Genomic DNA, 21,112 nt, shown 5'->3' with positions numbered 1-21,112 from the left:
CCTTGTCGAACATATCACAGGAGGTTTGCATGACTGTCGCTTCGCATATTTCTGAGCTGAAGAAGAAGCACGAACACCTGTCGGACATGGTTCAAAAGGCCCAACGCGCGCCTGCCATCGACGATCTGAAAATCGCGGAAATGAAAAAACAGAAGCTGAAGATCAAAGAGGAAATTGCGAGGTTGTCTCACGCCTGATTTCGTTTGGCGCTGGCCTTCGCCGCCAGCGCCGCCCCTCCGGTGATCAGAATCGCCGCGACAAGCAGCATGAGCGATGGGGGCGCGATCCCGGCTATAACCAGCGCGAGCGTGGAGAGTAGAGGCGCAGCATAGGAGGCGACACCGAGCAGTTGGATGTCGCCTTTTTTCATGCCGGTATCCCAGGTGAAAAACGCAATGCCCACGGGGCCGATGCCCAGCGCCAGCACCGAAAACCAGCCCATGGCAGTGTCGGGCCACTGCGTTTGCTCCAGCGCCAGGTGTGCCACCATCGACAAAACGGCGGTCGCCAGACAGAATATGGTGACCGAGGCGGTGGGCACCGCCCCCAGACGGCGCGACAGCACCGAATAAACGGCCCAAGTCACCGCACAGCCAAAGGCCAGCACCAGACCCAGCACCGAGCCTTCGCCACTGCTTCCACGGGTCAGCACGATCAGTGCCGCCCCGGCAAAGGCCACAAGAGCGCCAAAGATATGCAGCGCCGTCAGCCGCTCGCCCGGCAGCAGGCCCGACAGCAGCACGATGAACAGCGGCCAAAGATAGGCAATCAGGCCGGTTTCTGCCGTGGGCGACAGGCGAAAGGCGGTAAAATACAGCAGGTGATAGCCAAATAGCCCCAGCGTACCAAAGGCATAGACCTTGAACGGCACCTTGCGCAGCACCGCCCCCTGCCCGGTGGCCAGCGTCCAGATCAGACCGATCCCGCCACCGATGGCAAAGCACAGCGCGTTCAGCAGCAAGGGCGGCACCGGCGCAGAGCCGATGGTGAACAGGGCCAGCAGTGCCCAAAGCAGGACAGCCGTAAAGCCGATGGCAGTTGCGCGGTTTCGGGTCATTCGGGCCTCCCTCAGGGCGTGCAATCTGCCCGCGCCCCGACGGGCCCGCAAGCAAAAAGGCCCGCTCGCGCGGGCCTTTAGCGGAAATTTTAATGGCTCAGACGAAGAACTGACCGCCATTCGCGCTGATGGTTGCGCCAGTGATGAAGCCCGCATCCTCAGCGGCGAGGAACACCACGCAGCGGGCGATTTCTTCCGGCTCGCCCAGACGACCCACCGGGATCTGCGGAATGATACGCTCGTTCAGCACCTTTTCGTCAATCGCCCGCACCATCTCGGTGCCGATGTAACCGGGGCAGATGGCATTGACGGTGATGCCTGCGCGTGCGCCTTCCTGCGCCAGCGCTTTGGTGAAGCCCAGATCACCCGATTTCGCGGCAGAATAGTTGGCCTGACCGGCCTGGCCCTTCTGGCCATTGATCGACGAGATGTTGATCACACGACCGAATTTGCGATCCCGCATGCCGGACCACAGCGGATGCGTCATGTTGAACAGGCCGGTGAGGTTGGTGTCGATCACCTCTTTCCACTGGCCCGGCGTCATCTTGTGGAACATGGCATCGCGGGTGATGCCTGCATTGTTCACCAGCACCGCGACCGGACCCAGATCCGCCTCGACCTGCGCAATGCCTGCGGCGCAGGCATCATACTCTGCCACCGACCACTTGTAGGTCTTGATGCCGGTTTCGGCGGTGAATTTGGCGGCGGCTTCATCATTGCCGGCATAATTGGCGGCGACGGTATAACCGGCATTTTTCAGCGCGATGGAAATCGCTGCGCCAATGCCGCGCGAACCGCCGGTGACCAAAGCAACTTTCGACATGATTCCTCCTCCAGGGATAGTGTGCTTGGAATCCTGTTACCGAATAGGAAAAGCGGGCGCAACATTGTTGCGCCCGCTTTTTTACATTTGCAGTAATATTTCGCAGACCTGTTACAGGTTGTGTGGATTATGCGCGCTCAAGGCACATGGCCACGCCCATGCCGCCGCCGATGCACAGGGTCGCCAGACCCTTCTTGGCATCGCGGCGCGCCATTTCAAACAGCAGCGTGTTCAGGATCCGGCAGCCCGAAGCGCCGATCGGGTGGCCGATCGCAATCGCGCCGCCGTTCACGTTCACCACATCGGGGTTCCAGCCCATATCCTTGTTCACCGCACAGGCCTGCGCGGCAAAGGCTTCGTTCGCCTCGACCAGATCCAGATCGGCGGCTTTCCAGCCTGCCTTCTCCAGCGCCTTGCGCGAGGCATGGATCGGGCCAACGCCCATGATCGCCGGATCCAGCCCGGCGGTCGCATAAGAGGCGATGCGGGCCAGCGGGGTCAGGCCGCGCTTGGCAGCCTCGTCCGCCGACATCAGCAGCACCGCCGCCGCGCCATCATTCAAGCCCGACGCATTGCCTGCCGTCACCGAACCATCCTTGGCGAAGGCCGGCTTCAGCTTGGCCATCGCATCCAGCGTCGCGCCATGGCGGATATATTCATCGGCATCCACCGTGATATCGCCTTTGCGGCCCTTGATGATGAACGGGATGATCTCATCCGCGAAACGCCCGGCTTTCTGCGCTGCCTCGGCCTTGTTCTGCGAGGCGACGGCGAAAGCGTCCTGCATGTCACGGCTGATCTGCCATTGGTTCGCCACGTTTTCCGCGGTCTGGCCCATGTGATAGCCGTTGAACGCGTCCCACAGACCATCCTTGATCATCGAGTCGATGAACTTCATGTCACCCATCTTATGCCCGGCCCGCAGATGCGCGACATGGGGGCTGAGCGACATGTTTTCCTGACCACCGGCCACAACGATGGACGAATCACCCAGCTGCACATGCTGCGCGCCCAGCGCGACCGACCGCAGACCCGAACCGCAGACCTGATTGATCGACCAGGCAGAAGCCTCTTTCGGCAGACCGGCAAGGATATGCGCCTGACGCGCCGGGTTCTGGCCCTGCCCTGCCGTCAGCACCTGCCCCAGAATGGTTTCCGAGACATCGGCCTTGTCGATGCCTGCGCGGGCCACCACAGCGTCGATCACTGCCGCGCCAAGCTCATGTGCGGGAGTATTGGCAAAAGCGCCGTTGAAACTGCCGACGGCGGTGCGCGCCGCGGATACGATTACGACATTGGTCATGGTTCTGATCCTACTCCCTTGGCCGATAGAAGCGGCGGCGATCAGCCACCGCGCTGCAACTTGGGGTAAGCAAGATTGCGTAGCGGGGCAAGAAAATTGCGCGGGACTGCGGAATTTTGACACGCATCCAATCTGCGGCACGTCGCCTCATGCCCGGCGCCGCTCGCTCTCGGACAGGAAGGCCGGGTGCAGCGTGGGGGCGCCGAACAGATAACCTTGCAGGCAATCCACACCGATGCCGCGCAAAAATTCAGCTTCCTCAATCGTTTCGACCGATTCCGCCACGGTGAACATTTCAAACTGCCGGGCAATCGACAGCAGGGCCCGCGTCAGCACCTGATTGTCGCCATCGCGGTGGATATTGCGGATGAACTGCCCGTCGATCTTGATCACGTCAAAGAAGAAATCCTTGAAATAGCGGAAGGCGGTGTAGCCCGCGCCAAAATCATCCAGCGCAAAGGCCACGCCCGCGCGTTGCAGATCATCCATGAAGGCGGTCACCAGTTCCGGCACCAGCATGGCCGAGCTTTCGGTGATCTCCAGAATCAACCGCTCGCCAATGGCGGGTGACAGTTCCAACCCCTGTTTCAGCGTGCGCATCCACTGCGGATACCCGATGGACCGTGCCGACATATTGACCGACAGCCGGATATCGCTGTGTTTCGCCAAGGTCTGAAACCCCAGTTCCAGCGCGGCACAGTCGATCCGGCGGCCCAGATCCTGCGTTTCCACCGCCCCCATGAAATCACGCGCCGGGATCACCCTGCCACTTTCATCCAGCACCCGGATCAGCCCTTCATAAAAGGCGACGCGCTGCGGATCGGCCGACAGCACCACCGGCTGATAGGCAAGGCGCAGGCGCTTTTCACGCAATGCGGCCTCGACCATCGTGATGGTTTGTTTGTCCTGTTCGGAAACCACAAAGGCCAGCGGATTGGCATCGGGGACCAGACTCGCCTGATTGCGCCTGCGGTCCGTGGCCATCGCATCCCCTCCTCAGCGTTTCGAAATCCTCGACAGACTGCGCCGCCAAAGGTAAAGACAGCGTGAAGGTTCACATTTAGTTCTAATTTTAATTCGGGAGTCAGCCATGCAAGACCAACGCTGCGGCTGGTGCGGAGATGATCCGCTGTATGTTGCCTATCACGATACTGATTGGGGCGTGCCGGAATGGGATGGCCGCGCCCTGTGGGAAAAACTGATTCTGGACGGGTTTCAGGCCGGGCTGAGCTGGATCACCATCCTGCGCAAACGCGAAAGCTTTCGCACGGCCTTCGCAGGCTTCCGGCCCGAGATCATCGCCACATGGGGCGAGCCGGAGGTGCAACGCTTGCTGACCGATCCGGGCATCGTGCGCCATCGCGGCAAGATCGAGGCCACGATCACCGGCGCGCAGGCCTATCTGCGGATTGACCAGCGCGAGGGCTTTGCGCCTTTCCTGTGGAGTTTCGTCGGCGGCAGCCCGGTCCAGAACCGGCGGGCCAGCATGGCAGAGGTGCCGACCCAGACACCAGAGTCGGTTGCCATGTCAAAGGCGCTTAAGGCCGAAGGGTTCAAGTTCTGCGGCCCGACCATCGTTTACGCCTTCATGCAGGCCACTGGCATGGTGAATGATCACATGATCACCTGCCCCAGCCATGCGAGGGTGGCGGCCCTTACTGCATCAAGGCCGTAAGCACCGCCCGCGCCTCGGCACTGTGCCAATCGGCATCGCCGATCAGCCGCCCGACCTCGGCCCCCTCGGGGTTCAGAACCACCGTCACAGGCAAGCCCGCCACGCCCATTTCGCGGGCCAGTTCGGCCTTCGGATCGCGCAGCGCGGTCAGATGTGTCACGCCTGCTTCGGCAAAGAACTTGTCGATGGCGGGCACGGCATTGCGTCCGGTGGCAACAGTGACCACTTCGAATGTCGCGCCGCCGAATTCGGTCTGCAACGCGCCGAGGCTGGGCATTTCTTTCCGGCAGGGCGGGCACCATGTGGCCCAGAAGTTCACCAGCACCCATTTGCCGCGAAATTCCTCAAGGCTGCGCGGCGCATCATCCATGCCGACAAGCCCGATGGCAGGCAGCGGCTGCGCCTCCGAGAAATTCAGTTTCTTCATGTCGCCCTCGCGCAGGGCATCGGCGGCGGCAATATCGGCCGCAGCCGGGTTTGCACCAAACAGCAAGGCCGTATAAAGGACGGCAGCACGGACAGGCAGCATATCACCTCCAAAGGCAGGCCCATGAGCGCGAACGACATCCCCCAATCCTCCGCCAACGCCATGTGGGGCGGGCGCTTCAGCGCCGGGCCAGATGCCATCATGCAGGCGATCAACGCCTCCATCGGCTTTGACCAGCGGCTTTACGCGCAGGATATTGCCGGTTCACGCGCCCATGCCGCGATGCTTGCGACCGTGGGCATCCTGACGGATAAAGATGCCGAGGCCATTCGGGAAGGCCTTCTCACGGTGTTGTCAGAGATCGAGGCCGGGAATTTCGAATTCCGGGTGGAGCAGGAAGACATCCATATGGCGGTGGAAGCCCGCCTGACCGAGATCGTGGGCGAAGCGGGCAAGCGCCTGCACACCGCCCGGTCGCGCAATGATCAGGTGGCGGTGGATTTCCGGCTCTGGGTGCGGGACCAGTGCGATGCGGCGATTTCGGGGATCGAGGCGCTGATGCAGGCGTTTCTGGCGCAGGCCGAGGTCGGGGCCGATTGGGTCATGCCCGGCTTTACCCATCTGCAAACCGCACAGCCGGTGACATGGGGCCATCACATGATGGCCTATGTCGAAATGCTGGCGCGTGACCGCAGCCGGTTCATCGACGCGCGGGCGCGGATGAATGAATGTCCGCTGGGCGCGGCGGCCCTGGCGGGCACCTCGTTCCCGATTGACCGCGCGATGACGGCGCAGGCCCTGGGCTTTGACCGCCCCACCGCCAACAGCCTTGATTCGGTGGCCGACCGCGATTTCGCGCTTGAGTTCCTCAGCGCCTCCAGCATCTGCGCCATGCACCTGTCGCGCTTTGCCGAAGAGCTGGTGATCTGGTCCTCGGCCCAGTTCCGCTTTGTGCGCCTGTCCGACAAATGGACCACCGGCAGCAGCATCATGCCGCAGAAGAAGAACCCCGATGCGGCGGAACTACTGCGCGCCAAGCTGGGCCGGATCATGGGGGCGACGGTGGCACTGTTCACCGTGATGAAAGGCCTGCCGCTGACCTATTCCAAAGACATGCAGGAAGACAAGGAACAGGTCTTTGACGCCGCCGATACGCTGATGCTGGGTCTGGCCGCGATGACCGGCATGGTCGGGGACATGCACGCCATGGTCGACAATCTGCGCGTCGCGGCGGCCTCGGGCTTTTCCACCGCCACCGATCTGGCCGATTGGCTGGTGCGCGAACTCGGCCTGCCCTTCCGCGAGGCGCATCATGTGACCGGCACGCTGGTCGGCATGGCCGAAAAGCGGGGCATTGATCTGCCGGATCTGTCGCTGGCCGATATGCAATCGGTTTATGCGGGCATCCGCGCCGATGTCTTTGATGTGCTGGGGGTGGAAAACTCGGTCAACTCGCGCACATCCTATGGCGGAACATCGCCGGTTCAGGTCAGGGCACAGATTGCTCGCTGGAAGGCGGCGCTGGCCTGAGCATAGGCTGGTGAAACCCCGAGGAGTGAAGTCCGTGATGCGTGTGATCCTGTCTTTTGCCGTTCTGGCCGTGCTGGCTGCCTGTGGTGCCGATGGCGCCCCCGAGGCCCCGAAGCCGAAACCCGGCCTGTCGATCAGCGGCGACGCACGCATGGGCGTGGTGGGAACCCTGTGATGGCGCGCGCGCGGGTGTCCTGCCTTGTGCTTGTGGGCCTTGTGCTTGCGGCCTGCGCCGCCCCCGTGCGCGAACCGCAGGTCGGGGTGAACATGGGCGTCACGCCGCAGGGCGTGCGGGTCACGCCCAATGTGGCCACCAACGTTGGCGGCGTCCGTCTGGGGGTGAACCCCTATGGCGGGCGCATCTCCACCCGGGTGGGTGGGGTCGGCATCGGGATCGGCCTGTGATGTCGCCGCTGCGGCTTGCCTATCTGGCACTGGCGCTCTGGGGGGCCATCCATCCGATGTATTGGTTCCTGCGCCACATGCGCGAGACCGGCAGTGGCCTCTCGGGGCTGATCGACGCGTGGTATGTCAATGCCTCGACCACCGGATTGACCTGGGATCTGACGATTGCCGCCGTGGCGCTGACGCTGTGGATTCTGGCCGAAACGCGGGTGCGGCGGAACTGGCGCGCCCTGATCGCCATTCCCGCCACCTTCTGCATCGGCGTCAGCTGCGGGCTTCCGCTGTATCTGTTCCTGCGCACCGCCCAGGTCAGATGAGCCGCGATTGCGTGGCCGGTCCGTTCTGCTATACGCGGACTGTTAGGCACGAAAGGGCGGGCAATGGATCATTTTCTGTATAAAAACGGCAGTCTTCACGCCGAGGATGTGGCCCTGTCAGAGATTGCCGCCAGTGTCGGCACGCCGTTCTATTGCTATTCCAGCGCGACGCTGGCCCGCCACTATCAGCTGTTCAAGGAAGCCCTTGATCCACTGCCCAATATGGTCTGTTTCGCCATCAAGTCGCTGTCCAATGTGGCGGTTCTGAAACTGCTGGGCGATCTTGGCGCGGGCATGGATGTGGTGTCGGGCGGCGAATATCTGCGCGCAAAGGCTGCGGGTGTGCCGGGCGACCGCATCGTGTTTTCCGGTGTGGGCAAGACCCGCGCCGAAATGCGGCTGGCGCTGGAGGGCGGCATCCGGCAGTTCAATGTGGAAAGCGAGCCCGAGATGCGCGCGCTGTCCGACGTGGCGGCCAGCATGGGGGTGGTGGCACCGATCACCATCCGGGTGAACCCGGATGTCGATGCCCGCACCCATGAAAAGATCGCCACTGGCAAATCCGAAAACAAGTTCGGCATTCCCATCGCCCGCGCCCGCGAGGTCTATGCCGAGGCGGCACGCCTGCCGGGCCTCGATGTCGTCGGCATCGACGTGCATATCGGCAGTCAGCTGGTCGAGTTGGAACCGTTTGAACAGGCCTATCTGAAAGTGGCCGATCTGACGGCGGTGCTGCGCGCCGATGGCCATAATATCCGCCGTCTGGATCTGGGCGGCGGTCTGGGGATTCCCTATACCCGCTCCAACGAGGCCCCGCCCCTGCCGCTGGATTACGGCGCGCTGATCAAACGCACCGTCGGCCATCTGGGCTGCGAGATCGAGATCGAGCCGGGGCGGCTGATTGCCGGCAATGCGGGCGTTCTGGTCAGCACGGTGATCTATGTGAAAAACGGCGAAGGCCGCGATTTCCTGATCCTCGATGCGGCGATGAATGATCTGGTGCGCCCCTCGATGTATGGCGCGCATCACGACATCGTGGCGGTGCAGGAGCCTGCGGCGGCGGCACCCTCGCAGGGGTTTGATGTAGTGGGGCCGGTCTGCGAAACCGGCGATACCTTCGCCAAGGCCCGCGAGTTGCCGCTGCTGGCCGAGGGTGATCTGGTCGCCTTCCGCTCTGCCGGGGCTTATGGCGCGGTGATGGCCAGCGAATACAACACCCGCCCGCTGATCCCCGAAGTGCTGGTGCGGGACGATCACTTCGCTGTCATCCGCGCAAGACCAAGCTTTGACGAAATCCTGAAGCGCGATAACATCCCCGAATGGCTGTAACAGGACCGCAAGCGCCGCGGCGGAGGGCATGACAGACAGACGCACCCCCGAAGTGATGCACCGCATCCGTTGGCCCCTGCGGCTGACGTGGGCCGGGCTTTGGGCCGAGCGGCTGTCGCGGGCGTTCTGGCCGCTGTGGTCGGTGGCGCTTGTCACACTCGCCGCGCTGACCTTCGGGGTGCAGGATGCCTTGCCGCTGGAAGCCGCCTGGGGCGGGCTTGTCGCCGCCATCGTCGGCGGGGTCTGGGCCGTCTGGCACGGGTTGCGGCGGTTTCACCACCCACGACGGGCAGAGGCCGTGGTGCGGCTGGATGCATCTTTGCCGGGGCACCCGCTGTCGGCGCTGGCCGATGATCAGGCGATTGGCAGCACCGACCCCGCATCAGTCGCCGTGTGGCAGACCCACCGGGCGCGCATGGCAGCGCGGGCCGCCATGGCCAAGCCGGTGCGCCCCGATCTGCGGCTGGCCAGCCGCGATCCGTTCGGGCTGCGGTATCTGGCGCTGACGGCGCTGGTGATGGCGCTCATGTTCGGCTCCATCTGGCGGGTGGCAAGTGTCTCGGGGCTGGCCCCCGGCGCGGCCGAGGCGATGATGAACGGCCCGACCTGGGAAGGCTGGGCGCAGCCGCCCCTGCACACCGGCAAACCGGCGCTCTACCTCAATGACATTGCGCAGGGGCCGCTGGAGCTGCCGCAAGGCACGCGGATGCAGATCCGGCTTTATGGCGAGGTCGGTGCGCTGACGCTGTCGGAAACCGTGTCCGGCCAGACCACGCCGCCCCCGGCTTCCGATCTCGCCCAAAGCTTTGCGGTGATGCAGGATGGCGCGGTGGCGATCAATGGGCCGGGCGGGCGCACATGGCAGATCATGGCGCTTCCCGACACGGCGCCCACCATTCGCATCACCGGCGATGTCAGCCGCGAACGTGATGGCAAGATGAAGCTGCCCTTCGCGGTCGAGGACGATTATGGCATCACCGGCGGCACCGCCAGCATCGCGCTGGATCTGGCCAAGCTGGACCGCCGTTATGGCCTTGCCATCGCGCCAGAGCCGCGCGAGGCGCTGGTGATCGACCTGCCGCTGCCGATCAGCGGCAATCGCGCCGCTTTTTCGGATGCGCTCATCGAAGATGTCTCGAAGCACCCCTTTGCCAATCAGCCGGTGCAGATCCGGTTGACGGCCACCGATGCGCAAAATCAGACCGGCACGGCTGACCCGCTGAGCATCATCCTGCCCGGCAAGCGGTTCTTTGATCCGCTGGCCGCCACGATCATCGAATTGCGCCGCGATTTGCTATGGTCGCGCGAAAACGGCCCGCGCGCGGCACAAATCTTCAAGGCGATCACCCATCTGCCCGATGATCTGATGCGCGACGAGACCACGTTCAAACGGCTGATGGCCGCCCTCAAGCAGCTCAATACCACCGCGGCAAGCCTGACCGCCGAGCAGCGCGATGCGCTGGCGGATGAGTTGTGGGAGATTGCCCTGCTGGTGGAAGAGGGCGATCTCGCCTCGGCGCGCGAGAGGCTGGCCCGCGCGCAAGAGCGCCTGAACGAAGCCATCCGCAACGGCGCGGACCCGGCGGAAATTCAGGAGCTGATGGAGGAACTGCGCGCCGCAACCGAAGACTACATGCAGCTTCTGGCCGAAGAGGCGCAGCGCAATCCCGACAGCGAGATGGCCGAAAATCAGCAGCGGATGCAGCTGACTGGCGACCAGATTCAGGAAATGATGGATGAAATCCAGCGTCTGATGGAAGAAGGCCGCATGGCCGAGGCCGCCGAAGCCATGGCGATGTTGCAGAAATTGCTGGAGAACCTGCAAATCACCGAAGGCGGGGCCGGGGGTCAGGGCGGGCCGCAGATGCCCGGCATGCGCGAATTGCAGGACACGCTGCGCGATCAGCAACAACTGTCTGACGAAGCCTTCCGCGAATTGCAGCAAGGCCCTTCCGGCCAGCAGCAGCAGGGTGATGGTAGCGGTAGCGAAGGCCCCGAGGGCAAAGACCTTGCCGAACGCCAGCAGGCGTTGCGCGACCGTCTTGACGCGCTGAATGGCAACCGCCTGCCCGGTGCCGGATCGGAAAAAGGCGAAGCCGGGCGGCGGGCGCTGGATGAGGCCGAGCGCGAGATGGATGACGCCGAGCGTGCCCTGCGCGACGGCGATCTGTCCGGCGCGCTGGACCGGCAGGCCGATGCGATGGACCGGATGCGCGACGGCATGCGCGCCTTGGGCGATGCGCAGGCCGAAGCCGAACGGCAAGAGCAGGGCGAAGGGCAGGCGCAGGGTCGGGGCGATCAGGGGCCGCAGCGCGACCCGCTGGGCCGCGAAACCGGCAATTCCGGAGTGATCGGATCGGATGGCAACATGGCACGCGGGCCGGATGTCTATCGCCGCGCGCAGGATCTTCTGGATGAAATCCGACGTCGGGCAGGCGAGCAGCAGCGCGCCGAAACCGAGCGCGACTACCTCAAACGCTTGCTGGAGCTGTTCTGATCCGCGCGCAGGATCGGCAGGTAGGCCGGGTAATCAGCCCTGAAGCGCCATGATCGCCCGTTGCATCCAGGCGTCCAGCCACAGCCGTGCTGCATCCACCGCCGCGACATAGGCCGTCATCGCATCGGCCGTGCCGGGGATCTGCTGGGCGATGCGCGGGGCCATCACATAGGCCAGCGCCAGCCCGGCCGCCAGCAACAGCATCAGCGCGAAGCCGCTGCGAAAGCTGGCGTCTTGCCGCAATGACGGGCCGACATCCGCCAGCGCCTGCGCATCTTCGCCCCGATCCACACTGGGCCGAAGCGTCGAATTGATCTCTTCGATATCCGGCAGCAACTCGCGGCCCTTGGGCGCGCGGGTGATGACTTCCGGTTCTGGCATGGCATCGGGGTCGATGCCTTTCAGTTGGGCAATACGGCGGTCCGAGGGGCTGATGGCTGCGGCGGCAGTCGCTGCCTCCAGCCCCAGTTCACCCTGCGTTTCCAGCGGGCGCGGCTCTTCCTTCGCGCGGGCCTGTGCCTCGCGCTCTGCCTCTTCGCGCAGCACGGCCATCAGATTTTCATCCATGCTGCGGCGCGGGGTTGCGGCCACGGGCGGCGGCACGGCGGCAGGCTCTTCGGCAACCGGCACCTCAGGGGCGGGCGGCACATCCGTCTGCGGCACATCCCCCGCAATCAGCGCGTCCGCTTCGGCAGGCCCCTCTTCATCGGTTACGGCTACGGGTTCAGGGGCCTCGAACAGTTCCGCCTCGGCCTCGGCGGCGGCAATCGCATGGGGCGACAGCTGAAACCAGCCATGGCCACAGTTGGAACATTGCACGTCGCGCCCTTCATCCGGGATCGCCGTATCGGCAACTTCGTATTGTGCATCACAATTTGGGCAAATCAGCCGCATTCGTCCCCGCCCCTGCCGGTGTCCGCCCCAACCGTTGTCCGGTTGGTGACGAATTCTGTTGTAGCAACGATATTCCGCATATCCAAGCCTCACGCAGGAATGATTTTCGCGCGTTGCATCGGCCTGCCCGTTGAAACCGCCGCGTGGCTGGGCGATTGTGCAGCGCGTGTGCGGAAGGGGCCTGCCTGTGATTTCACTTGAGAATGTAGCCTATACTTACGGCGGGGGCGAATTGCTCTCGGATGTGTCGTTGCGGCTGGCACCCGGATCGTTCCATTTCCTGACCGGGCCGTCCGGATCGGGCAAATCGACCTTCCTGAAGCTGTGCTATGCAGAGCTGCTGCCCACCTCGGGCCATGTCACCCTGTTCGACCGTGAAGTGCGCAGCCTTGACCGCGACGAGGTGGCAAGGATGCGCCGCCGGGTCGGGGTGGTGCATCAGGATTGCCAGTTTCTTGACCACCTGCCGCTGGCCGCCAATGTCTCCTTGCCGCTGACCGTCTCCAACCGCGAGGTGAGCGGCGAGGATCTGGGCGACCTGCTCGGCTGGGTCGGGCTGAAACATCTGGCGGATGCCCTGCCCCCCTCGCTTTCGGGCGGCGAGCGGCAGCGGGCCGCGCTGGCACGCGCCATCATCATGGGGCCGGATGTGATCCTCGCGGATGAGCCGACCGGCAACCTTGACTGGGATCTGTCGCTGCGGCTGCTGACCCTGCTGGTGGAACTGAACCGGATGGGCAAGACCATCGTGATCGCCACCCATGATCTGAACCTGATCCGGCAGGCCAAGGCGCAGGTTGCGGCCCGCGTGTTGCGGATCAAGGCGCGGCGCATCCAACTGGCGGGGGCGGATCTGTGATACTGAAACGCTATCTTTCGCTGCTGGTCCAGGGCGACCGTCAGGCCGACCGCGTGGTGCCGCCCACCGGCCATACCGCCTGGCTGACCAGCTTCACCGCCGGAGCCATGACCTTTCTGGCCGTCTTTGCGCTGGCGCTTTCACTTGCCTCGGGGCGGATGGCCGACCGCTGGTCGGACGCCTTGGCGCGCACCGCCACGGTGCGGGTCTCGGCCCCGGCGGATCAGCTGGAGGTGCAGACGCAGGCCGTACTGGCGGTGCTGTCCACCACGCCCGGCGTCGGCGAGGCCCGCGCCCTGAGCGACGAGGAGCAGCGCGCCCTGCTGGAGCCGTGGTTCGGCCCTGACCTGCCGGTCGAGGCGCTGCCGATCCCGCGCCTGATCGAGTTGACCGAGACCGGCGACGGCTATGATGCCGAAGGCCTGCGCCAACGGCTTGCCGCCGAAGCCCCAGGTGCCGTGCTGGACGATCACACCCGCTGGCGCAGGCCGCTGGCCACGGCTGCCGGGCGGTTGCGGCTGCTGGGGCTGCTGTCCATCGGGCTGATCCTTGGCACCATGGGGGCGATGATCACGCTGGCGGCCAATGCCTCGCTCGCGGCCAATGCGCAGGTGATCCGGGTGCTGCGGCTGGTGGGCGCGCGCGACACCTATATCGCCCGCGCCTTCGTGCGCCGCTTTACCCTGCGCGCCTTGGGCGGCGCGACGGTGGGAGCCTTGGCCGGCATGATCGGCGTGGCGCTGCTGCCCTCCGCCGATGCGGCGGGCGGCTTTCTGACCGGGCTTGGCTTTACCGGCTGGGGCTGGCTGCTGCCGCTGGCCTTGCCCCTGCTGGCCGGGATCGTGGCCTTCTTTGCCACCCGTGCCGCCGCCCTGTCCAAATTGCGGGAGTTGACCTGATGCGCCGTATCCTGCCCCTGCAATGGGCGCTGTCGCTGATCTTCATCGTGCAGATGTATCTGGCGATGCTGGTGATCGGGATTGTCTTGTTCATTCCTGCCCTGATCGACCGGCGTTTTGCCCATACCGCCTGCCGCAGCTTCTGCGTGTGGGTGCGCTGGACCCTCGCCGCGCTCTGTGGCCTGCACACCGAAGTGCGGGGCGTGGTGCCGCAGGGCGAAGTGCTGATCGCGGCAAAACATCAAAGCTTTCTGGACATCATGCTGATCTTCGGCGCGGTGCCACGGGGCAAGTTCATCATGAAAAGTGAACTCCGCTGGGCCCCGATCCTTGGCTGGTATGCCCTGCGTATCGGCTGCGTGCCGGTGAACCGGGGCAAGCGTGGCGCGGCCATCCTCAAGATGATGGCGGATGTCAAGGCTGGGATCAGCCTGCCGGGCCAGTTGATCATCTATCCGCAGGGCACCCGCGTCGCCCCCGGCACTTCAGCCCCCTACAAGGTGGGCACCGCGCTGCTGTATAGCCAGTTGGGGCAGGATTGCGTGCCGGTGGCGGCCAATGTGGGGCTGTTCTGGCCCAAGCACGGCATCCTGCGCAAACCCGGCACGGCTGTCGTCGCCTTCCTGCCCGCCATCCCGCCCGGCCTGTCCAATGGCGAGTTCATGGCGCGGCTGGAACGTGATGTGGAAAGCACCTCCGACCGGCTGCTGGCCGAGGCTGGGTTCCGGGGCTGACGCCCTGCGTGTCAGAACAGGATGAAATCCTGCCGATCAAGGTCGCCGGGTTTCAAGCCTTCAAACACCCAGGTCATGCTGAACATAGAAACATAAAGCCCGGTGGCCGGATAGAAATCATCCTGCGTCACCAACTGCCCCTCAGAGAAATAGGCCCTGAACCGGGCTTCTGCCTCTGGCCCCTTCGGGGTTCCGGTGAACCAGAGGCTGATGTCGATACGATCCGTGCCGGGCCTGAAATCCGTGACGACAACATTGCGGGTGTCGGAGTCGACCACATAGATATCGCGCCCTTGCCCGCCACTGATGCGGGCAGTCTCAGAGCCGAGATAGTCCGAAAATACAAACCGGTCATCGCCCGCACCACCAGACAGGGTATCGCCACTGAACCGGATCACGAAGGTGTCGGCCCCTGCCGCGCCAAAGGCCATATCGGCGCCGCTGCCGGTGTCGATCAGGTCAGCCCCGGCCCCGGCAGACAGCACATCATCGCCGCTTTCGCCCCACAGGCTGTCATTGCCGCCCTGCCCGCGCAGCGTGTCTTCGCCGGTTTCGCCATAAAGGCTGTCAGCCCGGCGCCCACCGCGCCCGATGTCATCACCGCCGCCCAGAAACAGCGCCCTGCCCGCCGCTGTCAGCACATCATCCGCGCCGCCGGCAAAGACGGCATTCTGCGTGCCCCGTGCCGCCCCCAGAACGATCTCCTCGCCCACCACCAGCCGCCGCTCGGTCAGACCCAGCATGTCCGGGGTCAGATGGCCCGAAAACGCCTTGGAAATCGTGATCACAGTCTCATTCGGCAGGGTGATGCGCAGATCGGTCCTAGAGACCGGATCCAGAAAGGTGGTGCGCTGACGGATCTGCGCCAGGCTCAACCCGGTATCATAAAGGATCAGCCGATCCTCGCGGCCAAAGCCATAGAGCGCAAGCGCGTCACCATGGCCATCGAAATGCACGACATCCGCAGACCCGTCGGCGGTCTGCAGAAACCCGTCCGCCAATTGCACCCGCGCGCCTGCATCGCTCAACACATAGGCGGTATCGGCCCCGGTGCCGAGCGCCAGCGTGGTGCCGTAACACGAGGCGATGATGGCCCGATCCGCCCCGGCCCCCAGCGTCAGATCGCCCAGACCGACATAATTGCCGTCGCCAAAGCGGCCATCCTGATCATTGATCACGAAGCGGTCGTTGCCCGCGCCAAGATCCAATGTGTAAAGCTTGAAGATCGCGGTCGGCAGATAGTCCCACAGGAAGCGCACACCCGAATAAAGGTCGTTGCCCGTATTGCCATAGACGGTGCCGCCGCCCGCCAGCGTGTCATTGCCGCCATTGCCCTGAAGATAGTCAAAGCCGCCAAGCCCATGGATCAAGTCAGCGCGACCGCTGCCAAACAGGCTCTGCGCTTCATCAGTTCCGAAACGGCGCACCATGCACGACCCCACCACCTTGCCACTCCACAAAGGCTCGCAGCCCCTATGGATTCTGGCAAGGTGGATTATGGCAAGCGTGAATCAGGCGGCGAGGCCTTTGGAGCCCATATCCAGGAATTTCTGGCGGCGGTCACGGATCAGCGCCTCGGGCTTCTTGCCCGAAAGCTCCTTGAGCATGGTTTCGATCGCCTTGCCCACGGCCTCTACCGTTTCTTTCGGGCCGCGTTGCGCGCCGCCCAGCGGTTCCTTGATGATGCGGTCGATCACGCCGAGCTTTTGCAGATCCTGCGCGGTCAGGCGCAACGCCTCGGCAGCTTCGCGCATCTTTTCGGCATCTTTCCACAGGATCGAGGCACAGCCCTCGGGCGAGATCACCGAATAGACCGAATGTTCCAGCATGGCGATGCGGTTGGCGGTGGCAAAGGCCACAGCCCCACCCGATCCGCCCTCACCGATGATGACCGCAATCAGCGGAACCCCGATTTCCAGACATTTCTGCGTGCTGCGGGCGATGGCCTCGGCCTGCCCGCGCTCTTCCGCGCCCTTGCCCGGATAGGCGCCGGGCGTGTCGACCAGCGTCACCACCGGTAGGCCGAAGCGATGCGCCATGTCCATCAGCCGGATCGCCTTGCGATAGCCTTCGGGCCGCGCCATGCCGAAATTCCGTTCGATGCGCGATTTGGTGTCATTGCCCTTTTCATGGCCGATCACCATCACCGGAATATCGTTGAACCGCGCCAGCCCGCCCATGATGGCGTGATCGTCGGCAAAGTTGCGATCTCCGGCCAGCGGCGTGTATTCGGTGAACAGCGCGTCGATGTAATCCTTGCAATGCGGCCGGTCCGGGTGGCGGGCCACCTGACATTTGCGCCACGGCGTCAGATCCCGATAGAGATCCTTCAGCAGCACATCGGCCTTCTTGTCGAGCGCCGCCGCCTCTTTCTCGACATCCATTTCCTTGTTGGCGCGGGCAAGGGCACGCAGTTCTTCGGCCTTGCCTTCGATTTCGGCCAGCGGCTTCTCGAATTCCAGATAGTTCATGGCGGCTCCACAAGTGTCGGCATTCTATATGGCCAAGGCGGGGCCAAGATGCAACTGCGCCAGCGACCTTCCAAAACAGCAGCGCCCCGTGGCATGGCCACGGGGCGTGCTCCTCCCAAGATGCCGCAAGAGGCCTCCTCTCCTCGTTGCGGCGGGGTATCTTTTCGCAGATCGCTGAATTGTTAACCCGCTGTTACATGAGCCTGCCCGCGCAACGGGCAGGCTGTCAACGGATATCAGGCCCCGGCAGCAATCATTTCAGACTGACGCACGATGACTTCGGCCTGTTTGATGGATGCAATGTCCACAAGCCGCCCTTTATAGACGGTTGCGCCCTCGCCTCGGGCTTTTGCAGCCTCCATCGCCGCCAGAATCTCGCGCGCTTCGCCGACAGCCGAATCAGAGGGCGTAAACACCTCGTTGGCGAGCGCGATCTGTTTGGGATGGATTGCCCATTTGCCAACCATGCCCAGCGTGGCCGAACGGCGGGCCTGCGCGCGATAGCCTTCGTCATCCGAAAAATCGCCGAACGGGCCATCTACCGGCAGAACACCATGGGTACGGCAGGCGGCGACGATGGCGGCCTGCGCCCAGTGCCACGGGTCGGACCAGTGCTTCACGCCCTCGCGCAGCATGTAATAATTTTCCTGCGTGCCGCCGATGCCGGTGGTCTGCATCCCCATGCTGGCGGCAAAATCGGCAGCGCCAAGGCTCATCGCCTGCAAGCGCGGGCTGGAGGCGGCGATTTCCTCGACATGGGCAATACCCGCCGCCGATTCGATGATGACCTCGAAGCTGATCGGCTTTGCCCGCCCCTTTGCCCTTTCGATGGCCGTCACCAGCGCATCGACCGCATAGACATCGGCGGCACAGCCCACTTTCGGGATCATGATCTGATCCAGACGCTCGCCGCATTGTTCCAGCAGATCGACCACATCGCGATACCAGAACGGCGTATCCAGCCCGTTGATCCGCACCGACAGCGTCTTGCGGCCCCAGTCGAGCGTATTGACCGCGGTGATGATATTCGCCCGCGCCTGATCCTTGTCGGACGGGGCGACCGAATCTTCCAGATCAAGGTTGATCACATCCGCCGCAGAGGCCGCCATTTTTTCAAACAGCGCCGGACGAGAGCCGGGGCCGAAAAGCTGGCAGCGGTTCGGGCGGGCGGGGGCGGTGGGCTGGATGCGGAAGCTCATCGGCGTCTCTCGGTAATGAAATGTCGGGGATTTGCTTGGTTTGGTTATATTCTTGCGCAGCAGAAAGCAAGCCGGATTTGCAAACGCAGCAATTCCGCTGCGCGGCGGCATAGCGGCCATGTCCCAGCAAAGGCTTGACGACTTGGCTGTGCTGGCCCAAACCGCATCAGCCGCAGACGCAAGCACGAAGGAATTGTGATGAGCCGCACCGTCTATGTGAATGGGGATTACCTGCCGGAACATGAAGCCAGGATCTCGGTCTTTGACCGCGGCTTCCTGATGGCGGATGGCGTTTATGAAGTGACCTCCGTTCTGGACGGCAAGCTGATTGATTTCGCGGGCCATTGCACCCGTCTTGCCCGCTCGCTGACCGAGCTGGAGATGACCAATCCGCACAGCGATGATGAGTGGCTGGCGATCCACCGCGCGTTGGTGGCGCAGAACGGCATTGCCGATGGCATGGTCTATCTGCAAGTCACCCGTGGCAATCCGGGCGACCGCGATTTCGCCTATCCTGCCGCTGATCTGCCGCCGACGGTGGTTCTGTTCACGCAGGCCAAGCCCGGTCTGGCCGACAGTCCGGCAGCCAAAACCGGCTGGAAGGTAATTTCGGTGCCGGATGTGCGCTGGGGCCGCCGCGACATCAAGACCGTGCAACTGCTTTACCCGTCGATGGCCAAGATGGCCGCCAAGAAGGCGGGCGTCGATGACGCCTGGCTGGTCGAGGATGGCTTCGTAACCGAAGGCACCTCGAACAACGCCTATATCGTCAAGGGCAACAAGATCATCACCCGCGCGCTGTCGCATGACATTCTGCACGGCATCACCCGCGCAGCCGTGCTGCGTTTTGCGGTTGAAGCCCAGATGGAGGTTGAAGAGCGCAATTTCACCATCGCCGAGGCGCAGAGTGCCGACGAAGCCTTCATCACCTCGGCCTCGGCCTTCGTGATGCCGGTGGTCGAGGTGGACGGCACCGCAATCGGCAACGGCACCGTTGGCCGCGTCGCCACGCGGATGCGCGAGATCTATCTGGACGAGATGCGCAAAGCCGCCGTGTAACAGCCGCAGGTCCGGGGGAGCGTGCCTCCCCCGGCCTTATCCCCGCAGCCAATCGGCCTGAAAATCGACCGCCTTGACGCCTTCGAGGATCACGGCAACCCGCCCCTCCAACAGGATCTCGGTGGATTGGCCATCGCCCGAAGCCTGCCAGACCGGATCCTCGGCACCCGCGGCGGGATCAGACAGGCCGTTCAGATCCAGCAGATCGGTGTCACCGCGAAAATCGGGGATCGTGACCGCCTCGCCCGGAGTTTGCAGATAATCTACAACCTGCGGCTCTGCCCCGCTTTCGTCATGCTCTGTGCCCTGCTCTGCCCCGGCCTCGGGCCAATCGCTGTCTGGCGGCACGTCCTCAGCCTGCGCAACCTCGCCATCCTCGGCAAACAGCATATCCGCGCCACCCTCAGCCTCGGGCCAGTTGCCTGCATCCGGCGGCACATCGGCTTCGGCCTCCTCGGCCAGTTCTGCCTCTGCCGCACCATCGTCAGCGGCAGATCGTTCGGCGTCCGCCTCGGGGGCATCATCCCGGTCATCGTCATCGCCGCCCAGACTCATCCCGACAAGGGCAAGCGGCAGGGCGATCAGCATCAGCAGGATTTCCATGTCACCCTCGCACCCAAAACAGCGCAAACCCTAGCAGCCCGCCACTACCGGAGTCAAAAATGCAAAGCGGTTCTGCCACTTGCGGGAAACAATCCGGCCCCGCAGACCGGATGATCGCTCAATCCAGATCCGACAGCGCCGCCATCAGAATCGGTGCCAGTCGATCCGCCCAGGCGGCCTGTGCCGCAGATGTGGCGATCAGATCATTACGCAGCTCGATCAGCGTGTTGTGCCGCCCGCCTTGCAAGGCATGACGATCCACCGCATCGCCGGGCAGATGGCCGGAATAAGGTTGATTGTCGCCCACGCACAAATCCGGCTCGGCCTGCAACCGCGCGATAAGTCTGCGCGACAGGCGCAGATCCAGATGGGAATACAGAACCCCCACCTGCCAGGGGCGCGGCGGACGCCCGCGCAGACAGGGGGTAAAGCTGTGAATGGCCACGATCACCGTATCCGCCTGCCGCGCCGCCAACCGCGCCAAAGCCGCATGATAGGGACGATACAGGCTGTTCAGCCGCCGCTCCGTCTCGGCCGCATCGACATGGCGGTTGGCGGGAATGATCGTGCCGTCATAGAGCTTCATCACCAGCGTCGGGTCATCCTCGCCCCGGTTCGGGTCGATCACCAGCCGCGAGAAATCCGAACAGATCACCGGGCTGTCGAGCCGCTGCCCCAGAGCCTCTGCCAGACCTGCCGCGCCAACATCATAGGCAATATGGCGCGCCATATCCTCGGGCGCGATGCCGAGATCACCGCCCAGATCGGCGGGCACATGATTGGTGGCGTGATCACAGGTCACAAGCCAGCGCCCGGGCCGCGCCTCACCCGTGATCCAAAAGGGAGTGTTCGTCATTCGTTCGTCACCATTCTGCACAATACATCTTTAAAGACCGCCATCGCCCAAGGGAATCATGAAAATCCTGCGCGATTGGTGTTACCGCTAACAAATGCGTCGTTGCCGCGCGGCCGGATTTCCGGCATAAGGTCCGCGGCCCTCGCATCCAGATAGACAGACAAGGAACCGGCAG

The 21,112-nt window shown here is 63.8% G+C and carries 23 protein-coding genes; 12 read left to right on the top strand and 11 right to left on the bottom strand.

Annotated elements, in window-relative coordinates; genetic code table 11:
- Nucleotides 1-29: 29 nt before the first annotated feature.
- On the top strand, nt 30-197 hold the full coding sequence (locus KM031_RS11935) for a YdcH family protein (RefSeq protein ID WP_215504690.1): 168 nt from the start codon (nt 30-32) through the stop codon (nt 195-197).
- Here the strand turns inward: KM031_RS11935 and yddG are convergent.
- The 4 genes from yddG to KM031_RS11915 form a co-directional block, all read right to left on the bottom strand.
- Nucleotides 188-1,057 (bottom strand): aromatic amino acid exporter YddG, encoded by an 870-nt coding sequence (gene yddG / locus KM031_RS11930; protein WP_215504691.1) that lies wholly within the window; start codon nt 1,055-1,057, stop codon nt 188-190. The two genes, KM031_RS11935 and yddG, sit on opposite strands and share 10 nt — an antisense overlap.
- A 97-nt stretch (nt 1,058-1,154) precedes the next feature.
- Entirely contained in the window at nt 1,155-1,880 is a 726-nt protein-coding gene (phbB, locus tag KM031_RS11925; RefSeq protein WP_215504692.1) for an acetoacetyl-CoA reductase, read from the bottom strand.
- 127 nt (nt 1,881-2,007) lie between these two features.
- Nucleotides 2,008-3,183 (bottom strand): acetyl-CoA C-acetyltransferase, encoded by a 1,176-nt coding sequence (locus tag KM031_RS11920; RefSeq protein WP_215504693.1) that lies wholly within the window; start codon nt 3,181-3,183, stop codon nt 2,008-2,010.
- 147 nt (nt 3,184-3,330) lie between these two features.
- Nucleotides 3,331-4,167, bottom strand: coding sequence for an EAL domain-containing protein (locus KM031_RS11915; protein WP_215504694.1), 837 nt, complete (start codon nt 4,165-4,167; stop codon nt 3,331-3,333).
- Nucleotides 4,168-4,273: 106 nt separating this feature from the next.
- On the opposite strand from KM031_RS11915, the gene KM031_RS11910 reads away from it, so the two are divergent.
- Nucleotides 4,274-4,858 carry a DNA-3-methyladenine glycosylase I gene (locus KM031_RS11910; RefSeq protein WP_215504695.1) on the top strand — a complete coding sequence of 195 codons (585 nt, stop codon included), beginning with the start codon at nt 4,274-4,276 and terminating at the stop codon, nt 4,856-4,858.
- Here the strand turns inward: KM031_RS11910 and KM031_RS11905 are convergent.
- Nucleotides 4,839-5,387: a TlpA family protein disulfide reductase gene (locus KM031_RS11905; RefSeq protein ID WP_215504696.1), complete on the bottom strand. Its 549-nt coding sequence runs from the start codon at nt 5,385-5,387 to the stop codon at nt 4,839-4,841. The two genes, KM031_RS11910 and KM031_RS11905, sit on opposite strands and share 20 nt — an antisense overlap.
- A 21-nt stretch (nt 5,388-5,408) precedes the next feature.
- Here KM031_RS11905 and argH point away from each other — a divergent pair, with 21 nt between their 5' ends.
- From argH to KM031_RS11875, 6 genes are all read left to right on the top strand, one after another.
- Nucleotides 5,409-6,815 carry an argininosuccinate lyase gene (gene argH / locus KM031_RS11900; protein WP_215504697.1) on the top strand — a complete coding sequence of 469 codons (1,407 nt, stop codon included), beginning with the start codon at nt 5,409-5,411 and terminating at the stop codon, nt 6,813-6,815.
- A gap of 34 nt (nt 6,816-6,849) precedes the next feature.
- A complete protein-coding gene (locus tag KM031_RS11895) occupies nt 6,850-6,990 on the top strand; it encodes a hypothetical protein (RefSeq protein WP_215505026.1) in 141 nt (46 codons plus the stop codon).
- Complete coding sequence (locus KM031_RS11890) at nt 6,990-7,220, top strand: hypothetical protein (protein ID WP_215504698.1); 231 nt, start codon at nt 6,990-6,992, stop codon at nt 7,218-7,220. The genes KM031_RS11895 and KM031_RS11890 overlap by 1 nt, the downstream gene beginning before the upstream one ends.
- Nucleotides 7,220-7,537 carry a DUF2834 domain-containing protein gene (locus KM031_RS11885; protein ID WP_215504699.1) on the top strand — a complete coding sequence of 106 codons (318 nt, stop codon included), beginning with the start codon at nt 7,220-7,222 and terminating at the stop codon, nt 7,535-7,537. Before KM031_RS11890 ends, KM031_RS11885 begins: the two co-directional genes overlap by 1 nt.
- 63 nt (nt 7,538-7,600) lie before the next feature.
- The gene (lysA, locus tag KM031_RS11880; RefSeq protein ID WP_215504700.1) at nt 7,601-8,866 is read left to right on the top strand and encodes a diaminopimelate decarboxylase; all 1,266 of its coding nucleotides are present in this window, start codon (nt 7,601-7,603) and stop codon (nt 8,864-8,866) included.
- 28 nt (nt 8,867-8,894) lie between these two features.
- Nucleotides 8,895-11,363: a DUF4175 domain-containing protein gene (locus KM031_RS11875; RefSeq protein ID WP_215504701.1), complete on the top strand. Its 2,469-nt coding sequence runs from the start codon at nt 8,895-8,897 to the stop codon at nt 11,361-11,363.
- Between the two features lie 33 nt (nt 11,364-11,396).
- Here the strand turns inward: KM031_RS11875 and KM031_RS11870 are convergent, their stop codons facing one another.
- The gene (locus KM031_RS11870) at nt 11,397-12,257 is read right to left on the bottom strand and encodes a zinc-ribbon domain-containing protein (protein WP_215504702.1); all 861 of its coding nucleotides are present in this window, start codon (nt 12,255-12,257) and stop codon (nt 11,397-11,399) included.
- A 187-nt stretch (nt 12,258-12,444) separates the two neighbouring features.
- On the opposite strand from KM031_RS11870, the gene KM031_RS11865 reads away from it, so the two are divergent.
- The 3 genes from KM031_RS11865 to KM031_RS11855 are packed head-to-tail and all read left to right on the top strand — an operon-like array spanning nt 12,445 to nt 14,749.
- The gene (locus KM031_RS11865; RefSeq protein WP_215504703.1) at nt 12,445-13,116 is read left to right on the top strand and encodes a cell division ATP-binding protein FtsE; all 672 of its coding nucleotides are present in this window, start codon (nt 12,445-12,447) and stop codon (nt 13,114-13,116) included.
- Nucleotides 13,113-14,015: a cell division protein FtsX gene (locus KM031_RS11860; protein ID WP_371878994.1), complete on the top strand. Its 903-nt coding sequence runs from the start codon at nt 13,113-13,115 to the stop codon at nt 14,013-14,015. The genes KM031_RS11865 and KM031_RS11860 overlap by 4 nt, the downstream gene beginning before the upstream one ends.
- A complete protein-coding gene (locus KM031_RS11855; RefSeq protein ID WP_215504704.1) occupies nt 14,015-14,749 on the top strand; it encodes a lysophospholipid acyltransferase family protein in 735 nt (244 codons plus the stop codon). The genes KM031_RS11860 and KM031_RS11855 overlap by 1 nt, the downstream gene beginning before the upstream one ends.
- Before the next feature lie 11 nt (nt 14,750-14,760).
- On the opposite strand, the gene KM031_RS11850 is transcribed toward KM031_RS11855, so the two are convergent.
- The 3 genes from KM031_RS11850 to KM031_RS11840 all read right to left on the bottom strand — a co-directional run bounded on the left by KM031_RS11850 (nt 14,761) and on the right by KM031_RS11840 (nt 18,419).
- Complete coding sequence (locus KM031_RS11850; RefSeq protein ID WP_215504705.1) at nt 14,761-16,179, bottom strand: calcium-binding protein; 1,419 nt, start codon at nt 16,177-16,179, stop codon at nt 14,761-14,763.
- A gap of 81 nt (nt 16,180-16,260) precedes the next feature.
- Nucleotides 16,261-17,220: an acetyl-CoA carboxylase carboxyltransferase subunit alpha gene (locus KM031_RS11845; protein WP_215504706.1), complete on the bottom strand. Its 960-nt coding sequence runs from the start codon at nt 17,218-17,220 to the stop codon at nt 16,261-16,263.
- A gap of 236 nt (nt 17,221-17,456) precedes the next feature.
- Nucleotides 17,457-18,419, bottom strand: a complete 963-nt coding sequence (locus tag KM031_RS11840; RefSeq protein ID WP_215504707.1) for an L-malyl-CoA/beta-methylmalyl-CoA lyase — start codon at nt 18,417-18,419, stop codon at nt 17,457-17,459.
- 198 nt (nt 18,420-18,617) lie between these two features.
- On the opposite strand from KM031_RS11840, the gene KM031_RS11835 reads away from it, so the two are divergent.
- Complete coding sequence (locus KM031_RS11835; RefSeq protein ID WP_215504708.1) at nt 18,618-19,478, top strand: D-amino-acid transaminase; 861 nt, start codon at nt 18,618-18,620, stop codon at nt 19,476-19,478.
- A gap of 36 nt (nt 19,479-19,514) precedes the next feature.
- Here the strand turns inward: KM031_RS11835 and KM031_RS11830 are convergent, their stop codons facing one another.
- Together KM031_RS11830 and KM031_RS11825 are read right to left on the bottom strand one after the other, a co-directional pair.
- Nucleotides 19,515-20,081, bottom strand: coding sequence for a hypothetical protein (locus tag KM031_RS11830; RefSeq protein WP_215504709.1), 567 nt, complete (start codon nt 20,079-20,081; stop codon nt 19,515-19,517).
- A 118-nt stretch (nt 20,082-20,199) separates the two neighbouring features.
- Nucleotides 20,200-20,937 (bottom strand): N-formylglutamate amidohydrolase, encoded by a 738-nt coding sequence (locus KM031_RS11825; RefSeq protein ID WP_215504710.1) that lies wholly within the window; start codon nt 20,935-20,937, stop codon nt 20,200-20,202.
- Nucleotides 20,938-21,112 lie beyond the last annotated feature (175 nt).

It is taken from the genome of Gemmobacter fulvus (genome assembly GCF_018798885.1).
Taxonomy (GTDB): Bacteria; Pseudomonadota; Alphaproteobacteria; order Rhodobacterales; family Rhodobacteraceae; genus Gemmobacter; species Gemmobacter fulvus.
The sequence above is the reverse complement of the archived record's forward strand: the minus strand, read 5'-3'. Positions and strand labels throughout refer to the sequence as shown.

Bases quoted from the DNA above. Each gene is read 5' to 3' on its own strand.
- KM031_RS11935 (WP_215504690.1), top strand. From the start codon at position 30: ATGACTGTCGCTTCGCATATTTCTGAGCTGAAGAAGAAGCACGAACAC.
- yddG (WP_215504691.1), bottom strand. From the start codon at position 1,057: ATGACCCGAAACCGCGCAACTGCCATCGGCTTTACGGCTGTCCTGCTT.
- phbB (WP_215504692.1), bottom strand. From the start codon at position 1,880: ATGTCGAAAGTTGCTTTGGTCACCGGCGGTTCGCGCGGCATTGGCGCA.
- KM031_RS11920 (WP_215504693.1), bottom strand. From the start codon at position 3,183: ATGACCAATGTCGTAATCGTATCCGCGGCGCGCACCGCCGTCGGCAGT.
- KM031_RS11915 (WP_215504694.1), bottom strand. From the start codon at position 4,167: ATGGCCACGGACCGCAGGCGCAATCAGGCGAGTCTGGTCCCCGATGCC.
- KM031_RS11910 (WP_215504695.1), top strand. From the start codon at position 4,274: ATGCAAGACCAACGCTGCGGCTGGTGCGGAGATGATCCGCTGTATGTT.
- KM031_RS11905 (WP_215504696.1), bottom strand. From the start codon at position 5,387: ATGCTGCCTGTCCGTGCTGCCGTCCTTTATACGGCCTTGCTGTTTGGT.
- argH (WP_215504697.1), top strand. From the start codon at position 5,409: ATGAGCGCGAACGACATCCCCCAATCCTCCGCCAACGCCATGTGGGGC.
- KM031_RS11890 (WP_215504698.1), top strand. From the start codon at position 6,990: ATGGCGCGCGCGCGGGTGTCCTGCCTTGTGCTTGTGGGCCTTGTGCTT.
- KM031_RS11885 (WP_215504699.1), top strand. From the start codon at position 7,220: ATGTCGCCGCTGCGGCTTGCCTATCTGGCACTGGCGCTCTGGGGGGCC.
- lysA (WP_215504700.1), top strand. From the start codon at position 7,601: ATGGATCATTTTCTGTATAAAAACGGCAGTCTTCACGCCGAGGATGTG.
- KM031_RS11875 (WP_215504701.1), top strand. From the start codon at position 8,895: ATGACAGACAGACGCACCCCCGAAGTGATGCACCGCATCCGTTGGCCC.
- KM031_RS11870 (WP_215504702.1), bottom strand. From the start codon at position 12,257: ATGCGGCTGATTTGCCCAAATTGTGATGCACAATACGAAGTTGCCGAT.
- KM031_RS11855 (WP_215504704.1), top strand. From the start codon at position 14,015: ATGCGCCGTATCCTGCCCCTGCAATGGGCGCTGTCGCTGATCTTCATC.
- KM031_RS11850 (WP_215504705.1), bottom strand. From the start codon at position 16,179: ATGGTGCGCCGTTTCGGAACTGATGAAGCGCAGAGCCTGTTTGGCAGC.
- KM031_RS11845 (WP_215504706.1), bottom strand. From the start codon at position 17,220: ATGAACTATCTGGAATTCGAGAAGCCGCTGGCCGAAATCGAAGGCAAG.
- KM031_RS11840 (WP_215504707.1), bottom strand. From the start codon at position 18,419: ATGAGCTTCCGCATCCAGCCCACCGCCCCCGCCCGCCCGAACCGCTGC.
- KM031_RS11835 (WP_215504708.1), top strand. From the start codon at position 18,618: ATGAGCCGCACCGTCTATGTGAATGGGGATTACCTGCCGGAACATGAA.
- KM031_RS11830 (WP_215504709.1), bottom strand. From the start codon at position 20,081: ATGGAAATCCTGCTGATGCTGATCGCCCTGCCGCTTGCCCTTGTCGGG.
- KM031_RS11825 (WP_215504710.1), bottom strand. From the start codon at position 20,937: ATGACGAACACTCCCTTTTGGATCACGGGTGAGGCGCGGCCCGGGCGC.